The sequence below is a fragment of the Leptolyngbya boryana PCC 6306 genome (assembly GCF_000353285.1).
GTDB lineage: Bacteria > Cyanobacteriota > Cyanobacteriia > Leptolyngbyales > Leptolyngbyaceae > Leptolyngbya > Leptolyngbya boryana.
Genome location: NZ_KB731324.1, coordinates 2586272 through 2613239, shown reverse-complemented (window position 1 = coordinate 2613239; position 26968 = coordinate 2586272). Strand labels below are relative to the sequence as shown.

The 26968-nt window shown below is 47.0% G+C and carries 26 protein-coding genes; 11 read left to right on the top strand and 15 right to left on the bottom strand.

The window, feature by feature from the left end; all coding sequences use genetic code 11:
• Positions 1 to 140: 140 nt before the first annotated feature.
• The 3 genes from clpP to LEPBO_RS0113080 all read left to right on the top strand — a co-directional run bounded on the left by clpP (position 141) and on the right by LEPBO_RS0113080 (position 3100).
• A complete protein-coding gene (clpP, locus tag LEPBO_RS0113090; protein ID WP_017288026.1) occupies positions 141 to 836 on the top strand; it encodes an ATP-dependent Clp endopeptidase proteolytic subunit ClpP in 696 nt (231 codons plus the stop codon).
• A 9-nt stretch (positions 837 to 845) separates the two neighbouring features.
• Complete coding sequence (gene clpX / locus LEPBO_RS0113085; RefSeq protein WP_026148614.1) at positions 846 to 2183, top strand: ATP-dependent protease ATP-binding subunit ClpX; 1338 nt, start codon at positions 846 to 848, stop codon at positions 2181 to 2183.
• A 62-nt stretch (positions 2184 to 2245) separates the two neighbouring features.
• On the top strand, positions 2246 to 3100 hold the full coding sequence (locus LEPBO_RS0113080) for an alpha/beta fold hydrolase (RefSeq protein ID WP_017288024.1): 855 nt from the start codon (positions 2246 to 2248) through the stop codon (positions 3098 to 3100).
• Here LEPBO_RS0113080 and cofG read toward each other — a convergent pair.
• The gene (gene cofG / locus LEPBO_RS37035; protein ID WP_017288023.1) at positions 3046 to 4017 is read right to left on the bottom strand and encodes a 7,8-didemethyl-8-hydroxy-5-deazariboflavin synthase subunit CofG; all 972 of its coding nucleotides are present in this window, start codon (positions 4015 to 4017) and stop codon (positions 3046 to 3048) included. The genes LEPBO_RS0113080 and cofG overlap by 55 nt on opposite strands.
• Positions 4018 to 4114: 97 nt before the next feature.
• Positions 4115 to 4801: a helix-turn-helix transcriptional regulator gene (locus tag LEPBO_RS37030; protein WP_017288022.1), complete on the bottom strand. Its 687-nt coding sequence runs from the start codon at positions 4799 to 4801 to the stop codon at positions 4115 to 4117.
• A gap of 358 nt (positions 4802 to 5159) precedes the next feature.
• Between LEPBO_RS37030 and LEPBO_RS0113065 the strand changes: the two genes are divergently transcribed.
• Both LEPBO_RS0113065 and psbA read left to right on the top strand, forming a co-directional pair.
• A complete protein-coding gene (locus LEPBO_RS0113065; protein WP_017288021.1) occupies positions 5160 to 6194 on the top strand; it encodes a hypothetical protein in 1035 nt (344 codons plus the stop codon).
• A 177-nt stretch (positions 6195 to 6371) separates the two neighbouring features.
• Positions 6372 to 7454 (top strand): photosystem II q(b) protein, encoded by a 1083-nt coding sequence (psbA, locus tag LEPBO_RS0113060; RefSeq protein ID WP_017288020.1) that lies wholly within the window; start codon positions 6372 to 6374, stop codon positions 7452 to 7454.
• 74 nt (positions 7455 to 7528) lie between these two features.
• Here psbA and LEPBO_RS37020 read toward each other — a convergent pair whose 3' ends face one another.
• Together LEPBO_RS37020 and LEPBO_RS0113045 are read right to left on the bottom strand one after the other, a co-directional pair.
• Positions 7529 to 8965 carry a KGGVGR-motif variant AAA ATPase gene (locus tag LEPBO_RS37020; protein ID WP_017288019.1) on the bottom strand — a complete coding sequence of 479 codons (1437 nt, stop codon included), beginning with the start codon at positions 8963 to 8965 and terminating at the stop codon, positions 7529 to 7531.
• Positions 8962 to 9573 carry a toll/interleukin-1 receptor domain-containing protein gene (locus LEPBO_RS0113045; protein WP_026148613.1) on the bottom strand — a complete coding sequence of 204 codons (612 nt, stop codon included), beginning with the start codon at positions 9571 to 9573 and terminating at the stop codon, positions 8962 to 8964. Before LEPBO_RS0113045 ends, LEPBO_RS37020 begins: the two co-directional genes overlap by 4 nt.
• Before the next feature lie 135 nt (positions 9574 to 9708).
• Here LEPBO_RS0113045 and LEPBO_RS37015 point away from each other — a divergent pair, with 135 nt between their 5' ends.
• A complete protein-coding gene (locus tag LEPBO_RS37015; protein WP_017288017.1) occupies positions 9709 to 11316 on the top strand; it encodes a slr1306 family protein in 1608 nt (535 codons plus the stop codon).
• Here the strand turns inward: LEPBO_RS37015 and LEPBO_RS0113035 are convergent.
• Entirely contained in the window at positions 11313 to 11615 is a 303-nt protein-coding gene (locus LEPBO_RS0113035; protein ID WP_017288016.1) for an isochorismate lyase, read from the bottom strand. The two genes, LEPBO_RS37015 and LEPBO_RS0113035, sit on opposite strands and share 4 nt — an antisense overlap.
• The gene (gene murD, locus LEPBO_RS0113030) at positions 11612 to 12976 is read right to left on the bottom strand and encodes a UDP-N-acetylmuramoyl-L-alanine--D-glutamate ligase (RefSeq protein WP_017288015.1); all 1365 of its coding nucleotides are present in this window, start codon (positions 12974 to 12976) and stop codon (positions 11612 to 11614) included. The genes LEPBO_RS0113035 and murD overlap by 4 nt, the downstream gene beginning before the upstream one ends.
• Positions 12977 to 13151: 175 nt before the next feature.
• Here murD and LEPBO_RS0113025 point away from each other — a divergent pair, with 175 nt between their 5' ends.
• The gene (locus tag LEPBO_RS0113025; protein WP_017288014.1) at positions 13152 to 14474 is read left to right on the top strand and encodes a 16S rRNA (cytosine(967)-C(5))-methyltransferase; all 1323 of its coding nucleotides are present in this window, start codon (positions 13152 to 13154) and stop codon (positions 14472 to 14474) included.
• Positions 14471 to 14887, top strand: coding sequence for a tellurite resistance TerB family protein (locus LEPBO_RS0113020; protein WP_017288013.1), 417 nt, complete (start codon positions 14471 to 14473; stop codon positions 14885 to 14887). Before LEPBO_RS0113025 ends, LEPBO_RS0113020 begins: the two co-directional genes overlap by 4 nt.
• Positions 14888 to 14913: 26 nt before the next feature.
• Here the strand turns inward: LEPBO_RS0113020 and psb35 are convergent, their stop codons facing one another.
• The 5 genes from psb35 to petP form a co-directional block, all read right to left on the bottom strand.
• A complete protein-coding gene (psb35, locus tag LEPBO_RS0113015) occupies positions 14914 to 15129 on the bottom strand; it encodes a photosystem II assembly protein Psb35 (RefSeq protein WP_017288012.1) in 216 nt (71 codons plus the stop codon).
• A 109-nt stretch (positions 15130 to 15238) separates the two neighbouring features.
• On the bottom strand, positions 15239 to 17611 hold the full coding sequence (locus LEPBO_RS37010; RefSeq protein WP_197693269.1) for a transglycosylase domain-containing protein: 2373 nt from the start codon (positions 17609 to 17611) through the stop codon (positions 15239 to 15241).
• A 237-nt stretch (positions 17612 to 17848) separates the two neighbouring features.
• Complete coding sequence (gene chlG, locus LEPBO_RS0113000) at positions 17849 to 18826, bottom strand: chlorophyll synthase ChlG (protein ID WP_017288009.1); 978 nt, start codon at positions 18824 to 18826, stop codon at positions 17849 to 17851.
• 45 nt (positions 18827 to 18871) lie between these two features.
• On the bottom strand, positions 18872 to 19963 hold the full coding sequence (locus LEPBO_RS0112995) for a Get3/ArsA fold putative tail anchor-mediating ATPase NosAFP (RefSeq protein ID WP_017288008.1): 1092 nt from the start codon (positions 19961 to 19963) through the stop codon (positions 18872 to 18874).
• Between the two features lie 109 nt (positions 19964 to 20072).
• Positions 20073 to 20369 (bottom strand): cytochrome b6f subunit PetP, encoded by a 297-nt coding sequence (gene petP / locus LEPBO_RS0112990; protein ID WP_239741164.1) that lies wholly within the window; start codon positions 20367 to 20369, stop codon positions 20073 to 20075.
• Positions 20370 to 20565: 196 nt separating this feature from the next.
• Here petP and LEPBO_RS0112980 point away from each other — a divergent pair, with 196 nt between their 5' ends.
• Both LEPBO_RS0112980 and LEPBO_RS40050 read left to right on the top strand, forming a co-directional pair.
• Positions 20566 to 21327, top strand: a complete 762-nt coding sequence (locus LEPBO_RS0112980; RefSeq protein ID WP_017288006.1) for an SH3 domain-containing protein — start codon at positions 20566 to 20568, stop codon at positions 21325 to 21327.
• A 225-nt stretch (positions 21328 to 21552) separates the two neighbouring features.
• On the top strand, positions 21553 to 22323 hold the full coding sequence (locus LEPBO_RS40050) for an SH3 domain-containing protein (protein WP_017288005.1): 771 nt from the start codon (positions 21553 to 21555) through the stop codon (positions 22321 to 22323).
• A 55-nt stretch (positions 22324 to 22378) separates the two neighbouring features.
• Here LEPBO_RS40050 and purB read toward each other — a convergent pair whose 3' ends face one another.
• The 3 genes from purB to LEPBO_RS0112960 all read right to left on the bottom strand — a co-directional run bounded on the left by purB (position 22379) and on the right by LEPBO_RS0112960 (position 25281).
• Complete coding sequence (purB, locus tag LEPBO_RS0112970) at positions 22379 to 23701, bottom strand: adenylosuccinate lyase (RefSeq protein ID WP_017288004.1); 1323 nt, start codon at positions 23699 to 23701, stop codon at positions 22379 to 22381.
• A 117-nt stretch (positions 23702 to 23818) separates the two neighbouring features.
• Complete coding sequence (locus tag LEPBO_RS0112965; protein WP_017288003.1) at positions 23819 to 24502, bottom strand: cysteine hydrolase family protein; 684 nt, start codon at positions 24500 to 24502, stop codon at positions 23819 to 23821.
• Positions 24503 to 24507: 5 nt separating this feature from the next.
• Positions 24508 to 25281, bottom strand: a complete 774-nt coding sequence (locus tag LEPBO_RS0112960) for a hypothetical protein (RefSeq protein WP_086371025.1) — start codon at positions 25279 to 25281, stop codon at positions 24508 to 24510.
• A 248-nt stretch (positions 25282 to 25529) separates the two neighbouring features.
• Between LEPBO_RS0112960 and phoU the strand changes: the two genes are divergently transcribed.
• Positions 25530 to 26201, top strand: a complete 672-nt coding sequence (gene phoU / locus LEPBO_RS0112955; protein ID WP_017288001.1) for a phosphate signaling complex protein PhoU — start codon at positions 25530 to 25532, stop codon at positions 26199 to 26201.
• Between the two features lie 7 nt (positions 26202 to 26208).
• On the opposite strand, the gene LEPBO_RS0112950 is transcribed toward phoU, so the two are convergent.
• Positions 26209 to 26874, bottom strand: a complete 666-nt coding sequence (locus LEPBO_RS0112950) for an FHA domain-containing protein (RefSeq protein WP_017288000.1) — start codon at positions 26872 to 26874, stop codon at positions 26209 to 26211.
• Between the last annotated feature and the right edge of the window lie 94 nt (positions 26875 to 26968).

Genomic DNA, 26968 nt, shown 5'->3' with positions numbered 1-26968 from the left:
AGATGCCTGCTCCACAACCGGAATTCAATTTTGTCGAGATCTAAAGTCCATCCACAAATCTGTAAGCATTCGGATGTGTGCCGGATAACTTCGCGTTTGTTGGCTAGAATTGAACTTGTGGAACGTAAGCCGCCTGCCTCATGTATAACTCTCAGTCTTTCGACTACGCAATTCAAAATCTCAGCACGCTGGATGTCGTCTCTAAAGCTGCCCCAACTAACGTCGTTCCGATGGTGGTGGAGCAGTCTGGGCGCGGTGAGCGTGCCTTCGACATCTACTCCCGTCTGTTGCGGGAGCGCATTATCTTTTTAGGAAGCGCGATCGACGATAGCGTTGCGGATTCTCTAGTCGCGCAATTGCTGTTTCTCGAAGCGGAAGATCCTGAAAAAGACATTCAGATCTATATCAATTCTCCGGGCGGGTCAGTCACGGCAGGAATGGCAATCTATGACACCATGCAGCAAGTTAGCTGTGATGTTGTGACCATTTGTTTTGGGCTTGCTGCTAGTATGGGAGCGTTTCTCCTCTCAGGTGGAACACCCGGTAAGCGGATGTCTTTGCCCAGTTCTCGCATCATGATTCACCAGCCGCTCGGCGGTGCTCAAGGGCAAGCAGTGGATATCGAGATCCAGGCGAAAGAAATCCTTTATCATAAGCGCAAGCTCAATGAGCTTTTAGCTCAACATACCGGACAGCCGCTTGAGCGCATTGAAGCAGACACGGAGCGCGACTTCTTTATGTCTGCTGACGAAGCAAAGCAATATGGCTTAATTGACCAAGTGATTTCCCGGCAGAACCTTCCCAAAGCTGGAGAACCTGTCGCCGCAGCAAGATAAGAGGCAGCTATGTCAAAGTACGACTCCCATCTGAAATGTTCTTTTTGTGGCAAGTCTCAGGAGCAAGTCCGCAAGCTAATCGCTGGACCTGGGGTTTACATATGCGATGAATGCGTGGATTTGTGTAACGAGATTTTAGATGAGGAGTTGTTTGACTCCAGCGCTGCTCCACAACCTGTGCCGCGCCGAGAACAAGCGCCTGAAAAACGTCGATCGCGCTCAGCCAATATCTCTCTCAATCAGTTGCCGAAACCCCGCGAGATCAAGAAATATCTGGATGAGCATGTGATCGGTCAAGACGAGGCGAAAAAAGTGCTCTCGGTCGCGGTCTACAACCATTACAAACGCTTGAGCTTTTTACAAGCGAAAAATAGCGGTAAGTCATCGCCTGATGATTCGGTTGAGTTGCAGAAGTCAAATATTTTGCTGATTGGTCCGACGGGGTGCGGTAAAACGCTCTTGGCTCAGACCTTGGCTGAGATTTTAGATGTACCGTTTGCGGTTGCTGACGCGACGACCCTAACCGAAGCAGGTTATGTCGGCGAAGATGTTGAAAACATTTTGCTGCGTCTTCTACAAGTTGCGGATCTCGATGTTGAAGAAGCGCAACGCGGCATTATCTACATTGACGAAATTGATAAGATTGCCCGCAAGAGCGAAAATCCCTCGATTACTCGTGATGTTTCAGGCGAAGGGGTTCAGCAAGCTCTGCTGAAGATGTTGGAAGGCACGATCGCGAATGTTCCTCCGCAAGGCGGTCGCAAACATCCGTATCAAGACTGCATTCAAATCGACACCAGCAATATCTTGTTCATTTGCGGTGGTGCATTTGTTGGATTGGATAAAGCGGTTGAGCAACGCTTAGGCAAGCGATCGATGGGCTTTGTCCAAGCGGGCGAACAATCGAAAGAGAAGCGAACCGCTGATGTGCTTCAGCATTTAGAGCCAGATGATTTGGTGAAATTTGGGTTGATTCCTGAATTCATCGGTCGTATTCCCGTGATGGCAGTCGTTGATCCACTCGATGAGAAAGCACTGTCTGAGATTCTCACCGAGCCGAAGAACGCGCTGGTCAAGCAGTTCCAGAAATTGCTGAAGATGGACAATGTGCAGCTTGAATTTAAGCCGGATGCGGTGACCGCGATCGCTCAAGAGGCATATCGCCGGAAGACAGGAGCACGGGCACTTCGCAGCATTGTCGAAGAAATGATGCTCGACATTATGTACGAGTTGCCTTCGCGTAAAGATGTGACTCGCTGCACGATTACTCGCGAAATGGTTGAGAAACGATCGACGGCTGAATTGCTGCTACACCCATCTTCTTTACCAAAACCGGAATCAGCCTAAAGCTTCTTAGCGGATTGAAATTCCAGTGCTACCCTAAGTTCTGGACATGTTTCAATCCGCTCATGGCTTACATCTCTGTAAACGGTTTTAATCACTACTACGAATGGCTTACTGAATCGGGAAATCAGCCGAGCGGTAAGCCTGTTTTAGTTTTTGTGCATGGTTGGGGAGGGTCGGCGCGCTATTGGGAAAGTACGGCTCGATCGCTCTGTCCGCATTTCGATTGTTTGCTATACGATATGCGCGGATTTGGGCGATCGAGAATGGACGATGCGCCTGAATCAACGTATGAACTAGATATCTATGTTCGAGATTTAGCAGGATTACTCGTGGCACTGCGGCTTCAGAAAGTGAGTCTGAATGCGCATTCGACCGGCTCGTCAATCGCCGTTTTATTCCTGAATCGGTATGCGGAATTCGTCGATCGAGCAATTCTCACCTGTAGCGGCATTTTTGAATACCAAGAAAAAGCGTTCAAAGCATTTCATAAATTTGGCGGCTACGTTGTGAAATTTCGCTATCCGTGGCTCTATAGTTTGCCTTTCACTGATCGACTCTTTATGCAGCGCTTTCTCCATCAGTCTGTGCCCAGGGAAATGAGCCGAGCATTTCTAGACGATTTCTTAATGGCAGACGAACCTGCTGCACTCGGAACGATGTTTTCTGCGGTGAGTCAAGAAGCAGCGGAGACAATGCCAGGGGAGTTCTCTCGAATTACCGTTCCAACGTTGTTAATCTCAGGAGAATACGACAAAATTATTCCGGCTGAAATGGGCAGACAGGCGGCAGCATTAAGCGACCACATTCAGCATGTTGTGATTCCGAACACGGCTCATTTCCCGATGTTGGAAGACCCAACAACTTATTTGCGGTATGTGACTGAGTTCTTAGAGGTTTCAAGTCCAGCCGTTCTATGATGCTCAACTGCGGCTCTGAGGTCGTCAGCTAACCAGCGATCGTACTGCGGATAGATGGGCAGGCGCTGCACTAAGTGATAGCTCTGCGGCTCAAGCTGTTGTCTCAGCGCCTCAACTTTAGGATGCGGATAATCGGGATTAACTTCATCATGCGGGCTAATCCCACCCAAATCCTGCGCACCTGCGTCTAAGCAGGCAATCAAATCCTCTGCGACCAAGTTCGGTGGAATCTGAATTGAAATTGTATCTGGCAAGATCGATCGTGCAATTTTAATCAGTTGAATGAGCTGCCTAGGCTGAAAAGCAGCTTGAGAAAGGCTCTCTTTTTGTCCAGGACTGTAAGGCTGGAGAATGACTTCTTGAATGTGCTTGTATTGTTCGTGAATGTTCGCGATCGCGACTAATGTCTCAATGCGATCGCGTTCACTCTCCCCAATCCCGAGTAATAACCCAGTTGTGAACGGAATCTGCAATTCACCAGCCCAGGCTAACTGCTGCAATCTCACCTCAGGTAATTTGCTCGGTGCATGGCGATGGACAGATTCGAGTAAGGTTGGGGTCATTTGTTCTAGCATTAGCCCCATTGAAACATTGACGGTTTTTAGCTTTGCCATCTCATCAAAGCTGAGAATTCCCGCATTGGTATGCGGGAGAAATCCCATCGATAGCGCTAATTTGCAAAGATCGAAAATGCGATCGAACCAAGAAGCGCGTCTTGCACTGTTTGGATGGACTTCGCCGCTCAAGATTAGTAGTTCGACAACATGGTCTAATCGTTGCAAAATATGCTCGGCTTGTGCCAAACTCATCCATTCATCCTGACCCGGATCAGTACGAAAATTGCAATACGTACAGCGATTAAAACATTCGTAGGTTGGAACAATCGTGTAAGCCGAACTATAGGTAATCGCTTTCATTGATCCAAGAAGACTTGCTATCAGGCAATAGAGCCATCATACGCCGGGTTGAGCATAGTCGAAACCCAACCCTGACGGGATGCTCGACTCAATTTGTCTATCTGGAATACCAAATTTGCTGTTGGTTCCCTATGCTCTTGCGTTTTGCATAAATATTCTTAACGTGGGTCTTGACCGTATTCAATGTGATTTTTAGAAAGTCTGCAATCTCTTGATATGAATACTTTTGCCGCAACAAACACCAAACTTCGGCTTCTCGTTCGGTGAAATCGTATTTTACTTGTTCGATCGTCAATTCTTCCTGTAACAAGGCAAAACAGTCTTCTAAATGAACGAGAAAGAATGTCCGTTCAGCTAAATTTAGCCAGCGAACCTGTAATCGAAAGAGTTTATTGGCTCCATCTTGATACTCCATTATGAGGGGGTCTGGTATGACAAATCCTTCTGCTAGCAATCGTTCACAGAGCGAACGAACTAACGCTGGTATAGAGTTATTGGGTTCTAAACGATGACATAAGTGCTTTGCTGACTCATTGCAGTAAAACACTTGTAATTCATCGGTGAGCACCATCATCCCCACTGGCATCGTATCTAACAAAACTGCCCATAGTGCATCCTGGCTAATGAAATTACGACTGAAATCGGGTGATTCAACCGATCGTAATCGCTGCTGCTTATTAGTATTGAGTTGTTTTCTCTGAGAACGCCGAGACGATCTCTTTTGCAGATTAGGCGTGAATACAAACTGAGAATCCGATGAAACAGAAAAAAGGCGGGCAGTCATAATGTGACATCCTCAAGCAATTTCATGATTGTGAACATCGTACGTCCGAAGTCACAATGAGCGCACAGAAGCTCCCCGAAGAATGCCGAACAAAGGTGAACAAGGCTGAAATAATTTAAAGATTTAGGGCTTTTTCATCCCAGAGGAAAAACAGTTAGTCATAATCGTAAGAACAACAGGAGTTTTGCGCTGCATGACCGAACTGATGCAGGGCTATCTCTGCTTGGATTGACTAACGATGCACCAGCAATTTCACTTGTGCAAATGTCTCGCACTCTAAACTATTGCTGATCCAAGCATTATCTCGCTTCACCCATTCAGGTTGTTTTATCAACTCTCTTTAGCCCCCACCTTTGCCATGCTTCCAGATCTGGTCGATCGCTTATTTCCAATCGAGGTTCAACGTTCTTACATCGCTCTGATTCAACGCCGAGGCGGACTCACTCGGCGCAAGGCAGAATATTTTGTCCGCCTCTGGGCGTATCTCTTGCTGAAACAGCAAGAAGAATTACATGGCGGTATTCCAACTCGCTTAAAAGAACTTCGTGCTCCAGAAGGATTAGTCAACTGTACTCATCGTGAAGCAGCTGAGCTGTTTTACCGAGATCAGGAAAAAGGTAGCGATCGTGCGGCGGGAATGATGATCGATCGTCTTGCTGCGTTAGGATTACTCGACAAACAATATGACGGGAATTCTCTCGCACTCAAAATACGTACCTTTCCTGAAATTGAACTTCCTCCCAGCGAAGAGCCTGTCGAGCTTTTTGCTGATATGTTTAATCCTCGAACTGACGCAATTACTATCTCAACGCTATACACCAAAAACTATGCACCGATGATTCGAGATGGTGCAGCGATGGCTAAGCTTGCTAAAGTTCTCAGATTATGGTCACAACAGTACGGCAAAGGAATGCGGGTACTTCGGCGGTCAGATAATCATAATGTAGTGGCCGCTTGTGTTCTGTATCCAGTCGCCGCAGAATCCGACCAGTACTTCTTTCAGCAACCGAGTAAAAGCTTTTATCTCACAACGGACAATCCAGTTGATCCATTCATCATGGCTCAGCCAGGCGATAAGACCTGCGTCTCGATTTACATTCGGGCTTGGGTGATTGATCAACCGTATCTAACGATCACATCGCTCTGCCAGCTCTTAGAAGATACTCAGCAGACCTTAATTAAGATGCGTGAGGATTATCCGGAAAGCTGTGACCTTTACACATTAATCGTTCACCCAATTTACGAAGAGTTACGTCGAATTCTAGGATTTGAGCGAATTTGTGAAGACAGTCAGCGTTCCTTTGCTTGGATTCATGGCGCAATCGATCGTTTCTTAGAAACTGATATGCAGCGGGCACTCTCAAATCTCAGAATCGGAGACGCCTCGCAATAAGCTCTGTGTCAGGCTTTGCAGGGATTCAATGCCGATTTTGTGAACTTTCTGTTACAAAACCTGAGTAAAAACTTAATTTACCTCTTTACAAAATGAAACGATTCACTTAATCTAGATTCATAGATTGAAATTTCAATCTAATCTTTGAGCAAACAAATCAAGCACTCATACAGAATCATGACAACGACCTTACAGAGACGCGAAAGCGCAAACCTGTGGGCGCAGTTCTGCAACTGGGTCACCTCCACCGAAAACCGCCTGTATGTAGGCTGGTTCGGCGTATTGATGATCCCCACCTTGCTGGCTGCAACCATCTGCTACATCATTGCCTTCATCGCTGCTCCTCCTGTGGACATCGACGGCATCCGTGAACCTGTTGCAGGTTCCTTGCTCTACGGCAACAACATCATCTCTGGTGCAGTTGTTCCTTCCTCGAACGCAATTGGCTTGCACTTCTACCCAATTTGGGAAGCAGCATCCTTAGATGAGTGGTTGTACAACGGTGGTCCTTACCAACTCGTCGTATTCCACTTCTTGATCGGCGTCTTCTGCTACATGGGACGTGAGTGGGAACTTTCCTACCGTCTCGGCATGCGTCCTTGGATCTGTGTTGCATACTCTGCACCTGTTGCAGCAGCAACCGCAGTCTTCTTGATCTACCCGATTGGGCAAGGATCGTTCTCCGACGGTATGCCCCTCGGAATCTCTGGAACCTTCAACTTCATGTTGGTCTTCCAAGCAGAGCACAACATCTTGATGCACCCGTTCCACATGTTGGGCGTAGCTGGTGTATTCGGTGGTAGCTTGTTCTCGGCAATGCACGGTTCGTTGGTCACTTCTTCGTTGGTACGTGAGACCACTGAAGTTGAGAGCCAAAACTACGGTTACAAGTTTGGACAAGAAGAAGAGACCTACAACATCGTTGCAGCACACGGCTACTTCGGACGGTTGATCTTCCAATACGCATCGTTCAACAACTCTCGCGCACTGCACTTCTTCTTGGGTGCATGGCCGGTCGTCGGCATCTGGTTCACCGCATTGGGCGTGTCCACGATGGCGTTCAACCTGAACGGATTCAACTTCAACCAATCGATCATCGACTCGCAAGGTCGTGTGGTGAGCACCTGGTCTGATGTAATCAACCGTGCGAACCTGGGTATGGAAGTAATGCACGAGCGTAACGCTCACAACTTCCCGCTCGACTTGGCTGCTGGTGAAGTTGCACCTGTTGCAATGAGCGCACCTGCAATCAACGGTTAATCTTTAACTGATTTGAGCAAAATGAAGCCCCCCATTTCTGGGGGGCTTTTTCAGTTTTTAATTCCTGCTTTTATCTAGATTTTGCTCTTTCTTGTTATTAAGTGTTCTGCTGCTTTTCGTATACCCATGCTTATATTTAAAAACGCCTCATCTTGGTCTGACCACGTTGTAATTGGTTGAGCATTTCTAGGTAAAGCTTGTAGGTTGGCAAAAGGTGATGCTTGCCAATCGACGGGACGGACAATGATAGGTATCACTACAGCCTCTCCTCTTTGGTGACGCATTATTGCCTGCTCAATTTCTTTCTCATATGGATAGTCAGAAGCTAGGAATGAAGGACTAATCAATAAGAGAATAAGATCAGCTTCATTCATCTGTTCGTCAATCTCTCGCAGCCATGTGCTACCTGGAGTAATTTCTCTATCATGCCATGTATCAATAATGCCTCGCCGTTTTAGAGCTTGAAGATGTACCATGAGTTCTTTTGCTAACTCTTCATCCCGATGAGAGTAACTAAAAAAGAGACGGAGGTCGTTTTTTGGTGGAGACTTGCTGATGATTGCTGTGTTTTGAACCTGTTGAATGCGATTAATATAAGAACTACGATTCTTCACGAGTTGTTCTGTCTCACCAAGTTCGCCTCCTAAAAGAGCGGCTAGAGTTTCAAGGGTAAATCCAATACTTTCTAGATCTTTTGTCCCTTCTTCAATGACTGGGATTTTCTCTCCAAAGCTCCAATAAGGAACATATGGAATTTTTGTAAAGTTTAATAATTCAGATGTGGTAACTTCTCGGCTAATCCAGTCTTCAAATAGTGGAGCTAATTGGGTTGAGAAAATTTCTAGCCATTCTTGTGCCAGTTCGTACTCAACTCTAGATTCAAACCGAGTAACAACTGGAAGAACTAAGAGTTTCGAGCGATCGAAAGGCAAAAGGTCTCTTAACCGTTTCGCTCGTTGGGCAACGTCGATCGCTCCATAAAGGCTTTGGACATTTGCTGTAAACAACAAGACTAAAAAATCTGGCATTTGAATTGTGCAAATTCCGCCAATATCCGTTATTCCTGTACGGCTATCGATCAACACAAAATCAAATTGCTGTTTCCAGTCTTCACGTAATTCTTCCAAGAAAATTCCTAAATCTTCAGCTTGATAAAGAGCATCCCAATCTAATTGCTGCATCCGTTGAAGATAAGAATCATTTTGAAGTCCTGCTGTGACAAGCGATAAGGGATGTTGTGCATCAGGGAGATCAACGGTTGTGACAAAATCCTGCCATCTAGGATTTTCTTCATTTACATGAGCTTGGATCAATTCTGTTAAGCCAGATTGATTAGGGTCTTTAATCCATGGTGAAAAATATAAATGAAGTCCTGGCGCTTCAAGATCCCAGTCAATACAGAGAACTTTAAATCCCCATTGAGCCAAGAGTACTCCAATACTAGCTAGGGCGAAAGTCCGACCTACCCCTCCTTTGTATGAGTAGAAGGTAACAATATTGCCTTTATTCATTTCAACCTCGGCAATTGAACGTTTATGGTTGAATCGACATTTGGAGTGACGACTGGAAAGTCATTCTGCCAAAGCGGAGCAGTTTCCAACATGACCGCAATTTCTGCACAAATGACTTGAACTTCTCGCTCTAACTCAACAATACCTCTAGTCTCAATAAAAGAAGGGTATGAGCTATTCCATTTTTTGAGATCTTTCTGTTGCGTTGCTTTTGCTTCGGGCGGAAAATGCTCACCGTCGTGAAACACGATTGGATAAATTAGTCCATTTGGATTCGTTGCTGTTTTGAAACCACATTGTTGCTCTCTAGCTCTCATACTCTGCCATTCTGCAAGACACCATGTCGATCGAAAATAACTGGGCGACCAAATCGGAATTAAACAGCGTGAAGTTCTGAGCGCTTGCTCAAGAACAAATTCCCAATCTGTTCCGGTTTCAATTTCCGTTTTATCGATAAAAATCTTAGGCTCATAGGGTAAAGACTCTGGTAACCAAGCCTCCAGAAGAGGAAAGAAGTGATTTCTAACCCAATCTCCTGAAGGGCCTTTACGACGGTAACTAATGAAAACGTCATAAATATAGTCTTGTGCTGTAGAATCTTGGCTCAACGCTAGAACTCTCAAATCTGGTTCTGAATTATTTTATAAGTACGAACGGGTTTGAACAAAATGACTCTGAGTACAAGTCAAAGCAGAAACTTTGATCTATTCTGGGAGTCAGAGATTTGCAAGAGTGGGTTAAGAATGACTAGTTCGTGGCAGCGATCGTTAATCTTAGGGGGTGTCGGCGCAACGCTTTCACTCTGGTTCCTCGAAAATTTGACGCATACCTTGGGAGATTGGCTGCCCGCGATTGTCATTGGGAGTGGAATTGCTTGGGTCGTTCTAAAATTTCAACAGAGCGATACACCTAAGATTCGAGTCGAGCCAGTTTCGCTCAATAAAGTTCAGACTGAATTAGTTGAAGCGAAAGGATTATTAGATCAGCTCGCGATCGAGTCGCAAGATTTATCGATTGATGGCAGTGCTCAGCAATTGTCTGATCTACGATCGCAAATTCAAAACATCACAGCAGACCTGAAGCGTGATGAAATTCGATTTGCCGTGATGGGCGGTAAATCAGTTGGCAAAACCATGCTGATGAATTTGCTAGAGATCAAATGGGCAAGAGGCATTTCACAAAAGCTAATTTTGCAGGATACACCTGAACTCTTTGCGGCAACGGAAGGCGGAATTATTGCAGAGCGGGATGCGTGGAAATTAGCGCGATCGGCAGATGTCATTTTATTTATGACCACGGGTGATTTGACAGCAACGGAATTTCAAGCCATTCAAAAAATTACTTCTGTGGGTAAACGGCTAGTTTTGGTATTCAACAAACAGGATCAGTACTTACCAGAGGAGCAAAAAATCGTTTTAGAGCAATTGCGTGAACGAGTTGATGGCATTCTCAGCCCACAAGATGTCATTGGAATTGCAACCAATCCAAAATCTTTGAAAATCCGACAACATCGATCAGACGGCACATTCAAGGAATGGATGGAGAAAGTCGAACCGCAGATTCTGCCCTTACTGGAGCGGTTAAATCAAATTCTCATCCAGGAAGGGAAGCAACTTGTTTTGTCTAGTTCTCTTAGCAATGTGACTGCGGTTCAGGCAGAAGCGAAATCAGCGTTAAATCGAATTCGACGCGATCGCGCAATGCCCCGAATTGATCAAGCGCAATGGATTGTGGCAGGTACAGCATTTGCCAATCCATTTCCAGCATTGGATCTGTTAGCAACTGCTGCTATCAACGGTCAGATGGTAATGGATCTGAGTAATTTGTATCAGCGCAAATTCACGTTAGAACAAGCGAAGACTGTCGCTGCGACGATGGCAGGTGTGATGGTGAAATTGGGGCTAGTGGAGGTTTCTACACAAGCGATCGCGGCAATTATGAAAACGAATGCGATCACCTTTGTCGCAGGTGGATTGATTCAGGGCGTGAGTGCAGCGTATTTGACCAGATTAGCTGGATTAACGTTGATTGAATATTTTGAAGGGGAATCATCAGAAGAGATTAAGCCTGACATTCTGCAACAGATTATGGAGAAAGTCTTTGAGCAGAATCGACGATTGCCGTTTATGCAGATGTTTGTCAAACAGGCAGTTGATCGTTTGGTGAAAACGCCGCTTTCTGCTTCTGCGCCTGTCCCAACTCCAACTCCGCTAGATGGGTTGCCTGCTCCACAGGAAGCTCCTTTAGAAATCGGAGCAAAGCTAGAGAAAGATGTGAACTCGGAAATAGCAAAATCGGATGAACCAAAGCTTTTAGAAATTCCTGAAGTTTCTTTGGTTGAGATTAACTAATCTGGGTGTTGGGTTTTCCATTGCTGGAGTTCTTCCTGAATGAAGTGATTGACGAGATCTCGGTATAGCTTTTCGATCGCATCAGGGTTTAATCCTTCTACTTCTGCCCAAATTCTCCGCTGTTGCAGCATCGATTGAAATCGTTCTGGTGCTTTGACGCTGGTTGCATCGGTTTTGAACTTAGCCGCAGCTTTCACATAAGCGAAACGTTGACCAAGAAGTTGGATGACTTGTCGATCGAGAGCATCAATCTCAGATCGAATCTCAGTCATGTTCTGGCATTCTTCAGGTGGCTTCATTGGAAGGATTCTAGACAGAGTTGACGGAAGTGATCGCCGCGATGCTCAAAGCTCTGATACTGGTCAAAACTCGCACAAGCGGGAGAGAGAAGCACGACTTTAGCGGAATGTTGTTTTGCGAGTTGGGGTGATCGTGAGATCGCGCGATCCATGGTTTCGACAATCTCGTAATTCGAGTAGCGAATCTCATCTAAGCGCTTCGCAAAGGTCGGGGCTGCTTCTCCAATTAATAGCACTGCGGCAGCATTGGATTGAATGACATTCAGCCAAGCTTGATCTTCGCCAATTTTCGGTTCTCCACCTGCAATCAGAATTGCTGGAGCTTTGACGGCAGAGAGTCCAACTTCGGCAGCATCGTAGTTCGTTGCTTTGCTGTCGTTGATGTAATCGACCCCTTGATAAGTGCAGATGAATTCTAAACGGTGTTCTACTCCAGGAAATTCTGCAACGGCTTCGGCGATCGCACTCTTCTCAATGCCTGCAAAATGTGCGGCTGCAACAGCAGCTAGTAAATTCTGTAGATTGTGCGCTCCGGGCATTTTTAGCGCATCTGCTTGGACGATTTTTTCATCTCGGACAAAGACCCAATTGTTCTCGATATACGCTCCGAATGCGGGATTTCCAATCAACTCAGACCGTCCTTTGACACTTGTCCAACAGGCAGTCTCTTGAACTGGATAACCATGGGCTGTTCCAATCTTCCGAAGATAGGGGTCATCGCCGTTAAAGATCTGCTGCTTAGTTTGATTGAGTAAACTCGCTTTGATGTTGTAATAGTTTTCTAAGGTTTTGTGGCGGGCGAGGTGATCGGGCGTGAAGGTTGTCCAGATGCCGATTTCAGGTGCAAGTGAAGGAGCCGATTCGATCTGATAACTGCTAATTTCCGCGATCGCCCAATCGGGTTTTTGGTCGAGTAATGCAACTTCGCAGGCGGCATAGCCAATGTTGCCAAAAGCAGGAGCATAAAGTCCGGCTTTCTGGAAAATTGCTGCAGTCAATGCCGTAGTTGTCGTTTTGCCATTGGTTCCGGTGATAGCGACCCAAGGAGAAGAATTGAGCGATCGCCAAGCGAGTTCCATTTCGCCAATAGTTTCGATGTTGAGCGATCGCGCTTTGACTAAACTGGGAATATCCCAGGGCACACCGGGACTGACTACGATTAAATCTGGGCGGGCTGATTCAGGGTCAAAGTTATCCCCTAACCGTACTTCAATGCCTTCTGCGATCAGGGCTTGCTGTTGAGAGTGGAGAGATTCGGAAGACCCACGATCGCTGATGATGACTTGCCATCCTTGACGTTTCAGAAGTCGGGCGGCAGCATTGCCAGATCTTCCCAAACCAATTACGTAAGCTTTCGGCATAGTCACAAACACAACAAGTCTTTTTGCATTCTTAATCGTACTGCGGAACGCTTCACGATGATTGAATCTCTATATGCTTCTTGCAGCGATCGAGACATTGAGCAATGTCACTTTCAACTGAAATCGATCAACCGATTGTTATCCTAGATAAGCCACTCTCGCATTTCCTCGATCTTTGAATCAGTCCTCTCGCCAGCTTGCTTTTACGACACTCCGATCGATTCAGAAAGGAGCCTTCGCTGATGTTGCAGTTGATCAAGTGCTGCATCAATCTGATCTGAATCTCCTCGATCGACGATTGTTTACCGAACTCGTTTACGGAACCGTTCGTCGTCAGAGAACCTTAAACGCGCTGATTGATCAGTTTGCGAAAAAGAAAGATCAACCCCCTGATCTCAGATTGATTCTGCAATTGGGACTGTATCAACTACGCTATCTCAATCAAATTCCTGAATCCGCCGCAGTCGATACGAGTGTTGAACTTGCGAAGAAAAATAAGCTGAGTGGACTCACAGGAGTCGTCAATGGGATTTTGCGGCAGTATCTGCGATCGCAACTGATTCTTCACGCTGACCCATTAAAACTTTGCGATGATCCAGTCGAACAACTTGGAACGCTACATAGCTATCCCGATTGGATCATTCAAGTTTGGTTAGAGCAATTTGGAATCGACGATACAGCTAAACTCTGTGAATGGATGAATCAACCCCCTCGGATTGATCTGCGGGTGAATACTTTAAAGACCAACATCGAGCAAGTTGAATCTGCAATTCCAGACTCGCAGTGCATTCCCAACGTGCCAAATGCACTGAGATTACCTAGCAACGCTGGAGCCATTCAGAACTTACCAGGCTATGCAGAAGGCTGGTGGATTGTTCAAGATAGTAGTGCTCAGCTCGTCAGTTACTTAGTCGATCCGCAACCTGGAGAGATTGTTGCAGACGCTTGTGCGGCTCCCGGTGGCAAAACTCTGCACCTGGCAGAATTGATGCAAGATCAAGGAACCGTGTGGGCGATCGACAAAACCGCCTCTCGATTGAAAAAGCTTCAGCAAAACATCGATCGCTTAGGGGTCACTTCGATTCAGATTTTGACAAGTGATAGCCGAGACGTTCCCAGTTTGAAAGGGAAATGCGATCGGGTTTTAGTCGATGCACCTTGTTCAGGCTTAGGAACGCTGAATCGTCATGCCGATGCACGCTGGCGACAAACCCCTGAAAGCGCAACAGCACTTGCTCAACTGCAACAAGAAATTCTCACCGAAGCTGCAAGTTGGCTAAAACCTCAAGGCGTGCTTGTGTACTCAACTTGCACCTTGAATCCGCTCGAAAACGAATCCGTGATTGAGAAATTCCTCCATCAGCATCCAAATTGGGCGATCGAACACCCTACGCATCCAGCTTTGATCACACTCACTTCCCAACAAGGGTGGATCAAAGTCCTCCCGCACTGCCACAATATGGACGGATTCTTTATGGTTCGACTCAAACAAATATGAAAAACGATGTCAAAGATTTAGTAAAAATTCTGATCGGTGTCGCTTGGTTAGATGGGAAAATTCAGCCGGAAGAAAGAACGTACTTACAGCGAATTGCGATCGAAAAAGGAGTGGCAAAAGATCCAGAAATTCAACCTATCCTGCACGAACTTCGAGCGGTTCGATCAGAGGAATGCTACCAATGGATACAAGACTATCTGGGCGAGCATCCTACCTCTGAAGAATGCCATCATCTCATCGAAGCCATTAGTGAAATTATCTATACCGATGGCATGATCGACAGCGAGGAAGCCAAGCTTCTCACTCGCCTGCAAATTCTCGAATCTGAACCTGTCCCAACCCTGCAAACCAAGGTTGTCTCAGCGCTGCGTAAGCTCTATCAGCATGGACTCCAAAAAATTGAAAAGCTCTGAATCGTAATCCAGAGCTTGGTTTAAGCCTAAATACCAGGCGTTTCTTCTTTTTCAACTTCTGGCACGATATTAGGACGCTCTTTATCTTCCCAACCGACCGGGCGTTTCGAGTTGTACCAAGCGATTGACCCAATCGTCACGGCTGCCACAAACCCAACCCCATAAACTAACGTGAACGAGGTCGGAAACTGCATTCCAGGCTTTGTTGCTACTTCGGTTGCCACTTCTAATAGAAGATTCATCTAAACTGCTCCTGTAAATTTTCTACTGTGGAATCCAGACTAACAAAGTCATCATAGCAGGGCATCTTTCGCCAGTTCGATCCGTTGTTACAGAATTAGGTACTTTCTGCTAATTCCCTGGAGGAGGTAGAGGATCAGCAGCGGCGGGAGCAGGATCAGCAGGAGGTGGCGCAACTGGAGCAGCCTCAGGTTCAGGTGGAGCAGCTTCAGGTTCAGGTGGAGCAGCTTCAGGTTCAGGTGGAGCAGATCTAGGAGGCTCTGGCTCAGAATAGCGTGGTTCTGAGTAAGTTGGTTCGGGTGGAGCTTCCTCATATCGACGACGAGGTTGTTCTTCAGGGGAATCTGGAGCTGTGCCCAGTGCTCGGAGCCGATTCGGTTTTACAGGCTGAGCCTTGATCGTGCCTTTGCGATCGTCCAAATTCTCTGGAATCTCAGCAAATTTTTGCGTCGGCATTCCTGCCACAGCTTCTTTCATGAATTCATGCCAGGTAAAAGCAGCCGTTCCACTGCTTCCCCAAGTGGGGGAATTATCGTCGTTGCCGAGCCATACACCTGTAACCAGTTGTGGGACATAGCCAATAAACCAAAGGTCACGCGCGTTTTCTGAAGTTCCAGTTTTTCCTGCCACGGGTCGATCGAGTCGGGCTGCCCGTGCTGTTCCATCTGAAACGACTCCACGCATCATCCAAGTCGTAATTGCCGCCGTTTCTGCATCTAAAACTCGTTTTGGTTTGTAGTTTGCATCATAGAGAACCTTGCCTTTACGATCGATCACTTTGCGAATTGCATGAGGTTCAACATAATTTCCCTGAGCAGCAAACACGCCATACGCACTGGTCAGTTCTAATGGATTCACTTCATATGCGCCTAGCGCTAATGAATAAGTGGGTTCCATCTTCGATCGAATTCCCATGCCCTGCGCTAGTTTGATCACAGGCTCAAATCCGACATCGATCAGCACTTTAACGGCAATCACATTCACTGAATTGGTCAGTGCCGTTTTCATGTTCAACCAGCCAGAATACTTATTGCTGTAGTTCTTCGGCTGATAGCCATCGACGCTAAAACGCTCATCCAAATAGGATTGATAAGGCGACTTGCCGGTTGCAATGGCAGTGGCATAGACAAAGGGCTTAAATGTCGATCCAGGTTGCCGTTGAGCTTGGGTCACTCGGTTGAATTGACTATCTTTGTAGAAGTCATATCCACCGACCATCGATCGAATTTCACCATTGCGCGGATCGATAGCAACGAGTGCGGCTTGCTTGAAGCCTTCAGCATTTCCGTCTACGCCGATCGCCTCTCGAATCGATCGCTCTGCAACTTTTTGCCACTTCGCATTCAGAGTCGTCTCAACGGTCACGCCACCTGCTGCAAGTACGTCTTTCGGTACAAGTTTCTCAAGCTGCTGCTGAACGTAATATGTGAAGTATGGCGACGTACTTTGAAGATTTTTCGGCATACTGGGCTTCACAACCAATTTCTCAGCCTGGGCTGCCTGAGATTCTGCTTCGCTGATGTAACCAGCCACCACCATTTTGTCGAGCACTGTATTTCGCCGCTCTTGAGCTTTTTCTAAGCTCACTAATGGGGAATATAAACTGGGCGCAGGAGGCAATCCCGCGATCATTGCCATCTCGCCTAGCGTTAGCTGATCGAGGCGCTTACTAAAATAGATCCACGCTGCATCTGCTACACCGTAAGCATTAGAGCCAAGATAAACAAAGTTCAGATATTTTTCGAGAATCTGCTTTTTATCGATCGTGCGCTCAAGTTTCTGAGCAATCAGGGCTTCGCGAACCTTGCGACCGAGAGAGCGATCGTCTTGATCGAGAAAGACCACTCGTGAAAGTTGCTGAGTGAGCGTACTTCCTCCCTCAACTACATCTCTCGAAGTCAGGTTGCGAAAGACTGCCCGCCCAATTCCCTGAAGATCAAGCCCGTTATGGTCGTAAAATCTACGGTCTTCCGAAGCAACAAATGCATCGATCAATCGCTTCGGAATCCGATCAACCGCCACTTGATCGCGCGTTGCGGGACCCAATTGATGTAAAACTGATCCGTCGGAAGCTCGGATGGTCAGTGTTCCGGGACGAGCAAATGTCTTTAATTCAGCCGGGTCAGGTAAGCTTTGATCGACTTGAATCGCAGCATATCGGAATAGTCCAGCTCCGCCCAAAATGACAATCCCGATCGCGACTCGCTTTTGTACCACCGGATTTTTGATCGGTGCAGGTATCTTATGGTCTAGTGCTTCAAGGCGACGAGTGGTAACATCTAAAAACCTTCGCACCCCTGCCATCCGAGGATGCTCCATGAGCTTCGTTACTCCTGCGGATAAAGGGTTGCGGGCGCGTTCTCGTCTAGATTTTGGCTTCACTTGGCGCTTCTTTCCTGTTCCGTCTGTCATAGAGTCCAGCCCTGTTGAAGATTGATCCATCCGAGTCGGTTTTTCTCTACGTTTTGAGCGATGCTGTGCCACGATTGTGCCTCTTATCACAAAGCAGAAGAAAAGATCCGCAGAAACCAGGGAATTCATCTCTGTTAGATTGACGGAAAGCGATTCTTACGTCAACCGTGTTCTTCAAACGGATGATCTCTGCTGCGGGGTCAGAATCATGACCGAATTTGAAGAATTACTGACGTTTAGTCTACAAGACTTTCAGGATTTTGCGATCGCAATCCCTTTGATTCCGGGGTTAGCGATCGCAAATCAAGGCTAAATATTTGCATGTCCTAATGCTAACGCCGTCACCAACATGCCAAACACAAGAAAGGGTTGGGCGCTGGCTTGATATTTAACATCGTTCTTGATCGGGTCTCGCAGGAAGTACATATCTTGAAAGGTGATCTGCGGAATGATTAACAAGATCAGCAGCGTCGCCATCAGATTTTGATGAATGGTCATCAGATAACCTGCAACTCCTGCTTGAAAAACATCAATCATTGCTACACAAATCCAAGCCGCTGTTGTTACTCCAAACATGACCGGAAGTGATTTGAGTCCTAGCGCTTTATCGCCTTCGACGCTCTTGAAATCGTTGACGATCGCAATTCCCAAGCCCGAAAAACTGTAGAACAAGGTCAAGATAATAATGGTCGGATTCAGATCGCCAAATAAAGCATGTCCTGTCCACCAGGGAATCGCAATATAGCTTGCACCGAGCGCATAACAGCCTAGCCAGCCATTTTGTTTGAGTTTGAGAGGGGGTGCTGAGTAGATATAAGACAAGAATGATCCGGCGATCGCCAGTACCGTAATCGTTGGAAATTCATGCCCTGCCCAACGATCCAAAACATAGGCAAGTCCCACACCGCTGAGGAGCAAGAACCAAATTTGGATCACAACTTGGTTCAGAGGGATCGCACCCGATGGAATCGGACGATACGGTTCGTTGATGGCGTCGATCTCGCGATCGTAGTAGTCGTTCATAATCTGCGTGTAGCCTGTGAGCAGTGGTCCTGCCAGCAGCATACAAGCCGCAGATTTCAGCACATCTTCGAGTGCCCAATGATAGTTTCCAGACGAAGCCGCACCGCAGAGAATTCCCCACATCAGCGGAATCCAGGTAATCGGCTTCATCAATTGCAGCCGAATCTTCCAGATCGAAGATTCTTTCACGTCTGCGCCTTTCATCCCCAGAATCTGGCGAGTTTTGGCAGAGCGCTCGGTTTGAAGTTCAGAAGATTCAGTCATAAGGTTAGGGTCGTGAATTGAATAATCGCGGACGACTAAGACACGCTAAAACGAGATGATTAAATAGCCGTCTTGGAATTTTGCGCCTGTCACAGGTTGCCCGCGTAATGGCGCAGGCAGGTCGATATTGCGCCGCTGATCGCCCGCTTCGATCGTGATTTCTGTCCCATACTGGGTCAGTTTGACTTGCTTTTTATCAAATCCCGGCAAGAATAAGCTTACTTTTCTTTCGGCGACATTCACCGCGATCGGTCTCGGGGCTTCAGAAGTGTGATCGAGTTCTGGCAATGCATCGATCAGGGACTGCCAGTCATTCACGGGCTGAACCGGAATCGCTGAAATTGGCAAAGGCTGAAATGCTTCGCTGACCGCAGAAGCATCGCTGGAACGATTACACAAAACGCCTGCAACGGTTAAGCCAATTTGTTGCGCGCTGCCCCAGAGATATTTTGCACTCGCGATCGCAGCTTCATCTTCAGTCGTCACTAAGAAAGCCGCCATGCGTTTCGGATCATTCACCGCTTGCTTCCCTTGATCTAACAGATCATTGGCTTGACGAGTCGGCTGGGCAAAGTTATCCCCGACGAAATTGTTGTTCGTGAAAATTGCAGCAGCGATCGGTTGAATCAACATCGAAACCGTTTTCCCTAAATCTGAATCGATAAAGACCTGACGGAATCGACGAATATACCAACTCAGTGTCTCAGGCGTTCCTAACAATCGCAGCGTATCTTGATTGCCTGCACCATCGTAGATAATTACGTCATAGCGGCTATCAAACTCTCGCAGGGCATTCAAAGCGAGCAGCTGATCCAAGCCTGGAAAAATCGTTAATTCCTGACCAAACACATTTTTCAGAATCGGCGACTGGAGATATTGCGCCTCCAACTTTTTCACTTCTTCCCAACTGCGTTCGAGCAGCGTTGTTGTCTGAAGTTGAACGGCGCTGAAGTTGGCAGAAATTTCTTGTGGATCAACGCCAACCGTTGTTCCGAGTGCTAAACCAAAAGCCGGAGTCGGATCTTGTCCGACCAGTAAAACGCGCTTTCCTTGAGCGGCAAACTTTTTGGCAGCCGCGATCGCGCAAGTTGTCCGTCCGGTTCCGCCTTTACCTAAAAACGTCAATATAAAAGCCATATCCAAATCCGCAAAAAGGGGCGATTCATGAGAAGAGGGGTCAGGGAAAAAGGCAAACTGCTTGATTCCCTAACCCCTATGGTATCGACTGGTCGAATTCTTAGCTCGATTAGCCGATCGTTTCCAACTCATCCTCAAAAAACCAGGTTGAGTATTTATCCTCAAACTGGACGAGTAAACCAATGCCTTTGCCATCAACCACTTTGTATTGGCTGATAACGCCAGTTGCTCCGAGCTTTTTAACCACATCTTGGGGGACACGATCGCGCAGTCGCCGAACGCGCACTTTTTGACCAATTTCCATTGCCACTTCTGATACTTGACCATCCAAAAGTTTACCAGGATGTTGCGTCTTATTAAGCTGCTGACAAGACAGAATCAAATGTCGAGGGGTATTACCCCTCATGGGTCTGACCCAGATTATTTTGTCAAGTGGGAGAACACGATGAATTGAGAAGAGTTAATTTTCTAGGATTGTTGGGACTCCTGAACGCATTTGCATGAATTTTAGGGCAATCTACAAGAGTGAAGACGAGTCGCGGAACTGAACAAGCGCTTGTAAAGTTTGAATTCTCAATTTTGGATCAGCATGAGGCATCACCATGTCGGTTAACGTGAAGACGATTCTGAAATCTCCTTTGGCAGTTGGAGCTTGTATTACCGCAGTCATGACCGTGTCTGGAACTCTGTATGCGGTAGCGAAACCCAAGGCGACGATTAACAGTACAGAATCGGCGAATGTCATTCAAACGGTCGCGCAGGATTGTCAAACGATCGTCTTTGACGATAAGCCGCCATTGAATGTGAGATCGGCTCCAATCGAGAAGGTCGGAAATATTGTGGGGTCGCTACAGAATGGTATTGTTGTTACCGTGATTGGGCGCAGAGATGGCTGGTTACAAATTAGCCAACCTGTTGTGGGCTGGATTTATGAGAATTTAACTCGGAAAACCTGTGAAAGTGATGGTCCTGTTGCAACGCTCAATCGGAAACGAGCGAATGATCCAGCTTTAGCGAGTTTGCCGAATGATCCAGGCAGCCGCCTCTACCGTGAATCACTTTCGCATTTCCAAGCTGGAAATTTAGATGGCGCGATCGCACTTGCAAAAGCGGTGCCAGCCAACAGCGCCGCCTATCCCCAAGCTCAATCGGCTCTCAAGACGATGCCCAAATCCTGGGATAAAGCTGTGACTCAATATTCAACGGCGCTAGCAGCAGAAGAACAGAACCGTTGGAGCGATATTCTCAAGATCGCGACGAATTATCCCGATATTCGCTACTGGAGAGAGAAACTCACGCCGATTGTAAAACGGGCGATCCAGATGCAACACGATTTTTCCGGTTCAGATAGAGATGTTCAGTAAGGTGTCACATTGAGCTTTGTACAATGCTCAAGACTTTCAGTAGGTCTTTGCACAGTCAAGGTCAGTGCGGGTTCACCATAGCCGAAACTCAACCCGACGCGAAAATTGAATTGAAACCTCTAGGCTTTTTCAAGTCTGGAGGTTTTTTGTAATTCACTGAACCATTCCGTGATTGAATTTGCAAGTATTGAAGTAATTTCTTGATCCCAAGCTTCTCTACGACATATGCCTTTTAGATCCTCAGCATTGATTTGGTTCCGCTCAAGCACTTGTGCAACCTTGTTAGCGATGATGGCGGCTTGTTCTTCTGCGCCTCAATCTTCTGCCCCAAGTGCAAGCTCTCCGACTGCAGCGCCTCAATCTCCTGCAAAACCGACTGAATCTCCCACGGCTGCACCTCAATCGATTCCTCAACTGTCGCCCGAATCCCCAAAATCGGATGCTGCTTCTGACGCTAAGCCCTCTGGATCAAAAGCGGCTCGAACCGTCGAAAAATGTGTGATTCGTATGGCGAAAGTCAACGATCCAGAGTCACCTCTGAATGTGCGATCGAGTCCCAATGCTTCCTCACAGATTTTGGGACAGTTGCCAAATGGAACGTTTGTCGATGTTGAGAATGAACAAGACGGCTGGTTCAAAATCACGGGTGAGAAGCCAGGTTGGATTGCGAAATCTAGAACAGAAAATAACTGTGGTGAAAAAGTTGAGCGGATCGAATTTGCTGGAGGACAAGACAACATTGAAATTAGAGATCGCTTCATTGGAACTGGCAGTCACACCTATTCCTTCAATTTGAGCAAAGGTCAGACATTGACGGTGACGCGCGATCGCCAGGTTTTTCCCAGAATTGTTGCGCCGGATGGGAAAGATTTGGTTGAGTACAGAGAAGACCGAAAATCTTGGACGGGTGAGGTTGCTGCGACCGGAGATTATGCAGTTATTTTTGAATCGAACTTCAAAGGATATGAATACGGAGTGTCTGTCGAGGCACGTTAGGGGAATGGGAAATCAGCATAACCATTGCTACTTTCCCCATTCCCCCATTCCCCGATTAAATCCCTAACCGTTGATAAACCTGGTCGAGATTTTTCAGATGCACCTGTGGATCAAAACACTCATCCAATTCGGTAGTCGATAGCGTTTTGGTCACGCGATCGTCTTCACTCAGCAATTGACGGAAATTCCCATCTTCCCGATTCCAGGCTTGGTGGGCGCAAGATTGCACGATCGCATAAGCATCCTCTCGGCTCAATCCCTTCTGCACCAATGCCAGCATCACCCGCTGACTAAACACTACCCCGCCATACACGTTCATGTTGCGAGCCATATTCTCTGGATAAACCAGCAGATGTTTAATCAAGTCCGTCGTTTCAACCAACATAAAATGCGTCAAAATGCATGCATCGGGTAATGCAACTCGCTCAACGGAGCTGTGAGAAATATCGCGTTCATGCCATAACGCAACATTCTCTAATGCAGCGGTTGCATAGCCTCGGAGTAATCTTGCCATTCCGGTCAAACGCTCCGATCGAATCGGATTGCGTTTGTGGGGCATGGCAGACGATCCTTTCTGACCCTTTGAGAAAAATTCCTCAACTTCCAAAACATCCGTTTTCTGCAAATTGCGAATCTCAACCGCAAACCGCTCGATCGAAGCTCCTAACAAAGCGAGGCAATTCATATAATCGGCATGGCGATCGCGAGAAATTACCTGGGTTGAAGCGGCATCCGGTTCAAGTCCTAAATTCTGACAAGTTAGAGCCTCAATGCGCGGATCAATATTGGCGTAAGTTCCCACTGCGCCAGAGATTTGACCGACTGCGATCGATTTTCTGAGTTGACATAAGCGATCGCGATGACGCAACATTTCAGCGAGCCAGCCTGCCAGTTTGAATCCAAATGTGATCGGCTCGGCGTGAATTCCATGCGATCGACCAATCATCACCGTATTGCGATGCTGTTGGGCCTGATATCGGATGGCTTGAATCAACGCTTCTACATGCGTCATGATCACATCTAAACTGGCGACCATTTGCAAGGCTAAAGCGGTATCCAGCACATCCGAACTGGTCATGCCTAAATGAATATAGCGACCCGCATCGCCTACATATTCATTCACATTCGTCAAAAACGCGATCACATCATGACGAACCTGCGCTTCGATTTCTAAAATCCGCGCCACATCAAATTTCGCTTTCGCTTTAATCTCTTCAACCGCTTCAGCCGGAATATAACCTAGCTCGGCTTGCGCCTCACACACTGCTATTTCAACTTGGAGCCAGGTTTTAAATTTGTAGTGATCTGTCCACAAATCGCCCATCTCAGGCAGGGTGTAACGCTCAATCAAGGTAGGGGTGCCGAATTCAACCGTCACATTGTAGCGCCTCAAGTTCCCGATTCAAAGAGGGCAACAAAAAGGGTGACAAACCGCCACCCGAAACGCAAGGAATAATGATGAAAGTATTGATCGAGATGCACTGGACTTAACTTATCATTCTCCGGCTTTCCACGATCGTAAACCCTGTAACACCGCCTCTGTGTTTGCCGTCCATCCCACAATGCCCCCTTGTGCCCGCACCATCTCTAACGTCGCTTGTTTAAATTGTGGAAAGTAACTCTCAGTGGCATCTTCGACGAGTAAGCACTCATATCCTCGATCGTTTGCCTCTCGCATCGTGGTCTGCACACAAACTTCGGTTGTTACGCCTGCAATCAAAAGATGGGTAACATTGCGATTGATCAACTGCATCTCCAGATCAGTGTTGTAAAACGCTCCTTTTCCGGGCTTGGGAATCAAAACTTCCCCCGGTAAGGGAGCAAGTTCAGGAATGATTGCGTTTCCAGGTTCACCCAGAATCAGAATCCGCCCCAACTTGCCCTGATCGCCAATGGTCAGGTTTCCTTTTCCCCGCTTGAGCTTCGATTGCGGACAGTCAGAGAGATCCGGCAGATGTCCTTCTTGAGTATGAAAGATCGGCAGGTGCAGCGATCGACATCCTTCGAGCAGTTGCTTCACGGTGGGCACGATCGCTTGAGCGAGTTTCACATCATTGCCAAGGGCTTCACCAAATCCGCCTAACTCCAGGAAATCGCGCTGCATATCGATCACGATTAACGCGACTTGGGAATCACTCGGAAGTTCGTATTCGTAAGGCTGTGCGGCGATCGAAGGCATAAGGTTTAGAAGGGAATTTGGCTATTTTTACTGGGAAGGGCTTTCAAGTAATGCAGAAACTCGATCAGTTCATCCTCATCAAGCTCCGCACGGGTTTTCTTGCCGTATGTATCTTGCAAGTAAGTGCTGCCCTGTTTTTTCGTCCAGCCGATGCGCTCAATCTCAGTTCCAATCTGAGCGATCGCATCGGATAAGTCGATGGGTTCGGGTGCTGGAAAATCATCTTCCTCAAAATCGGGTGCAAAATCTGCTACAGGCGGCACAGGTTCGCGAGTAAATTCAAGAGGTTCAGATTTGATCTCGGGAAGATCGAAGTCTGGCACGGAAAATTCAAGCGCAGGGGCGATCGGATCTTCTTTCTTTTTGCGCGCAGGCTTTTTCGGTGCAATCCCTTCAGGAACCAATTCTTCAACAGGGGGTAACGGAATTTCAGCAATGGGGTCTAAGCTGGGTTCCACTTCTTTTGGCGCTTCCACCATTGGTCTAGATGGCACATCAAATGTCGCGGCACCCCCCGTCGGTGAAATTCCCAAAACTTCCATCGCTCTGACTCTGGCTCGATCTTCTGCGACTTCAATCTTCTCGGCGGCAGCCATTCCGGTTGCCATGATCGCCGTTCCGACTTGCACGATCGCGCGAACGACAAATTGCCCATCCTGCACCTGCACCAGTTCTGAAATCAGCGCTCCTTGCGGAAATCGGCTCCGCAACTGAGCAAATAAACTATGTCCTTGGGAGTGAGATGCCAAATTGAGAGAATCTTCAGAGGAAGAGAACATAACAGGAGTGAGGTTCGCAATCATATCTATTGTAGGAAGAAGGGCAAACTGCCGCGACCATGAAAGTTTATAGGTTACAGGATCTCTCTCCAGATCGATCACTCTACAATAGAAAAAGAGTCAAAACGTTTTGTGTAATACCTGTCAAGATAAATTTCTCTTGTTATATTGAGGCGGCTGAAATTAACCGCTGTTCCTGATGTTCATTCGATACTCGGTTGTGTGTCCAAAATTTATCCCTCTAATTGATGCTGTATAGAAATGTGCCAGAAGGTCAGGAACCGATCCGTGTTCACTTCGAGCGTCAGATTAAACGCATTCAGCGTGATGTTTTGAGAATGGGCGCGTTAGTTGAACGCTCCTGTTGTCTAGCAAGAGAAGCTTTGTTCGATCGCAATCTTGAAGCGGCTGAGCAAATTAATAAACAAGATAAAAAAATCGATCGTCTCTATAAACAAATCGAACTCGATTGTGTGAATTTAATTGCGCTCCAGTCTCCGGTCGCGCAGGATTTGCGGCTGTTAAGTGCTCTGATGCAGTTAGTCCGAGATCTAGAACGAATTGGAGATTATGCCAAAAACTTAGGGGATGTCGCAGTGCAACTATTTCCCTATGCAGAATCACCTTACATGGGTCAGATTTTGCAAATGTTCGATCGCTGTCGTGCAATGTTGGCGTTGAGTCTAGAATCGTTGTCTGATCTGAATGCAGAATCCGGAATGGATGTGCGCCAGCGAGATGATGCGGTCGATTCTGACTATGAAACGCTTTACAACCTACTGGCGCGTCAGCAAGACGTAAAAGGCATTATCGAGCCAATTGTGCTGCAAATCCTGGTGATCCGCCATCTAGAACGAATGGCAGATCACGCTGCAAATATTGGCAAACGGGTGGCTTATATCGTGACTGGCAAACGGTGAGGATGGATTAGGTTTGAAAGAGAAACGAAATCTTATCGCCTTTGCCGAGTGAAATGCGATCGCCCGGTCTTAATCGATGCCGATTGCCCATCGGCAGGGGCGAATTATTAATATAAGTTCCGTTAGAACTGCCGACATCTTCAATGTAGTAGGTTTCACCTTCGACGCGAATGTCGGCATGAATCCGCGAAACGATCTCCGAGTTTGGAAACCCCGAAACATCAATGTCGGGTGGAATTTGATCGTTGGGTTTTCCGATATGCACCACAGTTAGACCTGGCGGGATTTCTACTACCGTGCTGGTTTGTAGATTTAACAAACGGGCGAAGGATTGCTGAAGCTGAGTTGCCAAGACTGGAGGCTGAATGGCGGCAGCTTCAGGGATTCTTTCAGCTTGGGTCGGTAGAAGAATCGGATCGGGCTGAACCAAAGGTTCAGGCACGATCGGTTCAGGCGATTCTAAGGGATCAGGCAGCGAAGATTCAGGAGTCGATAACATAGGAGCGCTCACAGATTTCAGGTGATAGCCGCACTGTCCACAGAAACTGGCATCCGCTTGCACGGTCGTGCCACAGCTTGGACAGGCGATCGAGACGGGCAAAGGCGTGTAACACGCTTCACATTGCACTGCACCGTCAGGATTAGCATGATTGCAATTGGGACAGACAATCATTTCGACAGGTTCCGATCAAAGGTGAATTTAATGATAGCTGCTAAAAATTTCAGCCGCGTTCGTAACTTGCAGTAGATACAAGTTTAAATCGGTT

Bases quoted from the DNA above. Each gene is read 5' to 3' on its own strand.
- clpP (WP_017288026.1), top strand. From the start codon at position 141: ATGTATAACTCTCAGTCTTTCGACTACGCAATTCAAAATCTCAGCACG.
- clpX (WP_026148614.1), top strand. From the start codon at position 846: ATGTCAAAGTACGACTCCCATCTGAAATGTTCTTTTTGTGGCAAGTCT.
- LEPBO_RS0113080 (WP_017288024.1), top strand. From the start codon at position 2,246: ATGGCTTACATCTCTGTAAACGGTTTTAATCACTACTACGAATGGCTT.
- cofG (WP_017288023.1), bottom strand. From the start codon at position 4,017: ATGAAAGCGATTACCTATAGTTCGGCTTACACGATTGTTCCAACCTAC.
- LEPBO_RS37030 (WP_017288022.1), bottom strand. From the start codon at position 4,801: ATGACTGCCCGCCTTTTTTCTGTTTCATCGGATTCTCAGTTTGTATTC.
- LEPBO_RS0113065 (WP_017288021.1), top strand. From the start codon at position 5,160: ATGCTTCCAGATCTGGTCGATCGCTTATTTCCAATCGAGGTTCAACGT.
- psbA (WP_017288020.1), top strand. From the start codon at position 6,372: ATGACAACGACCTTACAGAGACGCGAAAGCGCAAACCTGTGGGCGCAG.
- LEPBO_RS37020 (WP_017288019.1), bottom strand. From the start codon at position 8,965: ATGAATAAAGGCAATATTGTTACCTTCTACTCATACAAAGGAGGGGTA.
- LEPBO_RS37015 (WP_017288017.1), top strand. From the start codon at position 9,709: ATGACTAGTTCGTGGCAGCGATCGTTAATCTTAGGGGGTGTCGGCGCA.
- LEPBO_RS0113035 (WP_017288016.1), bottom strand. From the start codon at position 11,615: ATGAAGCCACCTGAAGAATGCCAGAACATGACTGAGATTCGATCTGAG.
- murD (WP_017288015.1), bottom strand. From the start codon at position 12,976: ATGCCGAAAGCTTACGTAATTGGTTTGGGAAGATCTGGCAATGCTGCC.
- LEPBO_RS0113020 (WP_017288013.1), top strand. From the start codon at position 14,471: ATGAAAAACGATGTCAAAGATTTAGTAAAAATTCTGATCGGTGTCGCT.
- psb35 (WP_017288012.1), bottom strand. From the start codon at position 15,129: ATGAATCTTCTATTAGAAGTGGCAACCGAAGTAGCAACAAAGCCTGGA.
- chlG (WP_017288009.1), bottom strand. From the start codon at position 18,826: ATGACTGAATCTTCTGAACTTCAAACCGAGCGCTCTGCCAAAACTCGC.
- LEPBO_RS0112995 (WP_017288008.1), bottom strand. From the start codon at position 19,963: ATGGCTTTTATATTGACGTTTTTAGGTAAAGGCGGAACCGGACGGACA.
- petP (WP_239741164.1), bottom strand. From the start codon at position 20,369: ATGAGGGGTAATACCCCTCGACATTTGATTCTGTCTTGTCAGCAGCTT.
- LEPBO_RS0112980 (WP_017288006.1), top strand. From the start codon at position 20,566: ATGTCGGTTAACGTGAAGACGATTCTGAAATCTCCTTTGGCAGTTGGA.
- LEPBO_RS40050 (WP_017288005.1), top strand. From the start codon at position 21,553: ATGCCTTTTAGATCCTCAGCATTGATTTGGTTCCGCTCAAGCACTTGT.
- LEPBO_RS0112965 (WP_017288003.1), bottom strand. From the start codon at position 24,502: ATGCCTTCGATCGCCGCACAGCCTTACGAATACGAACTTCCGAGTGAT.
- LEPBO_RS0112960 (WP_086371025.1), bottom strand. From the start codon at position 25,281: ATGTTCTCTTCCTCTGAAGATTCTCTCAATTTGGCATCTCACTCCCAA.
- phoU (WP_017288001.1), top strand. From the start codon at position 25,530: ATGCTGTATAGAAATGTGCCAGAAGGTCAGGAACCGATCCGTGTTCAC.
- LEPBO_RS0112950 (WP_017288000.1), bottom strand. From the start codon at position 26,874: ATGATTGTCTGTCCCAATTGCAATCATGCTAATCCTGACGGTGCAGTG.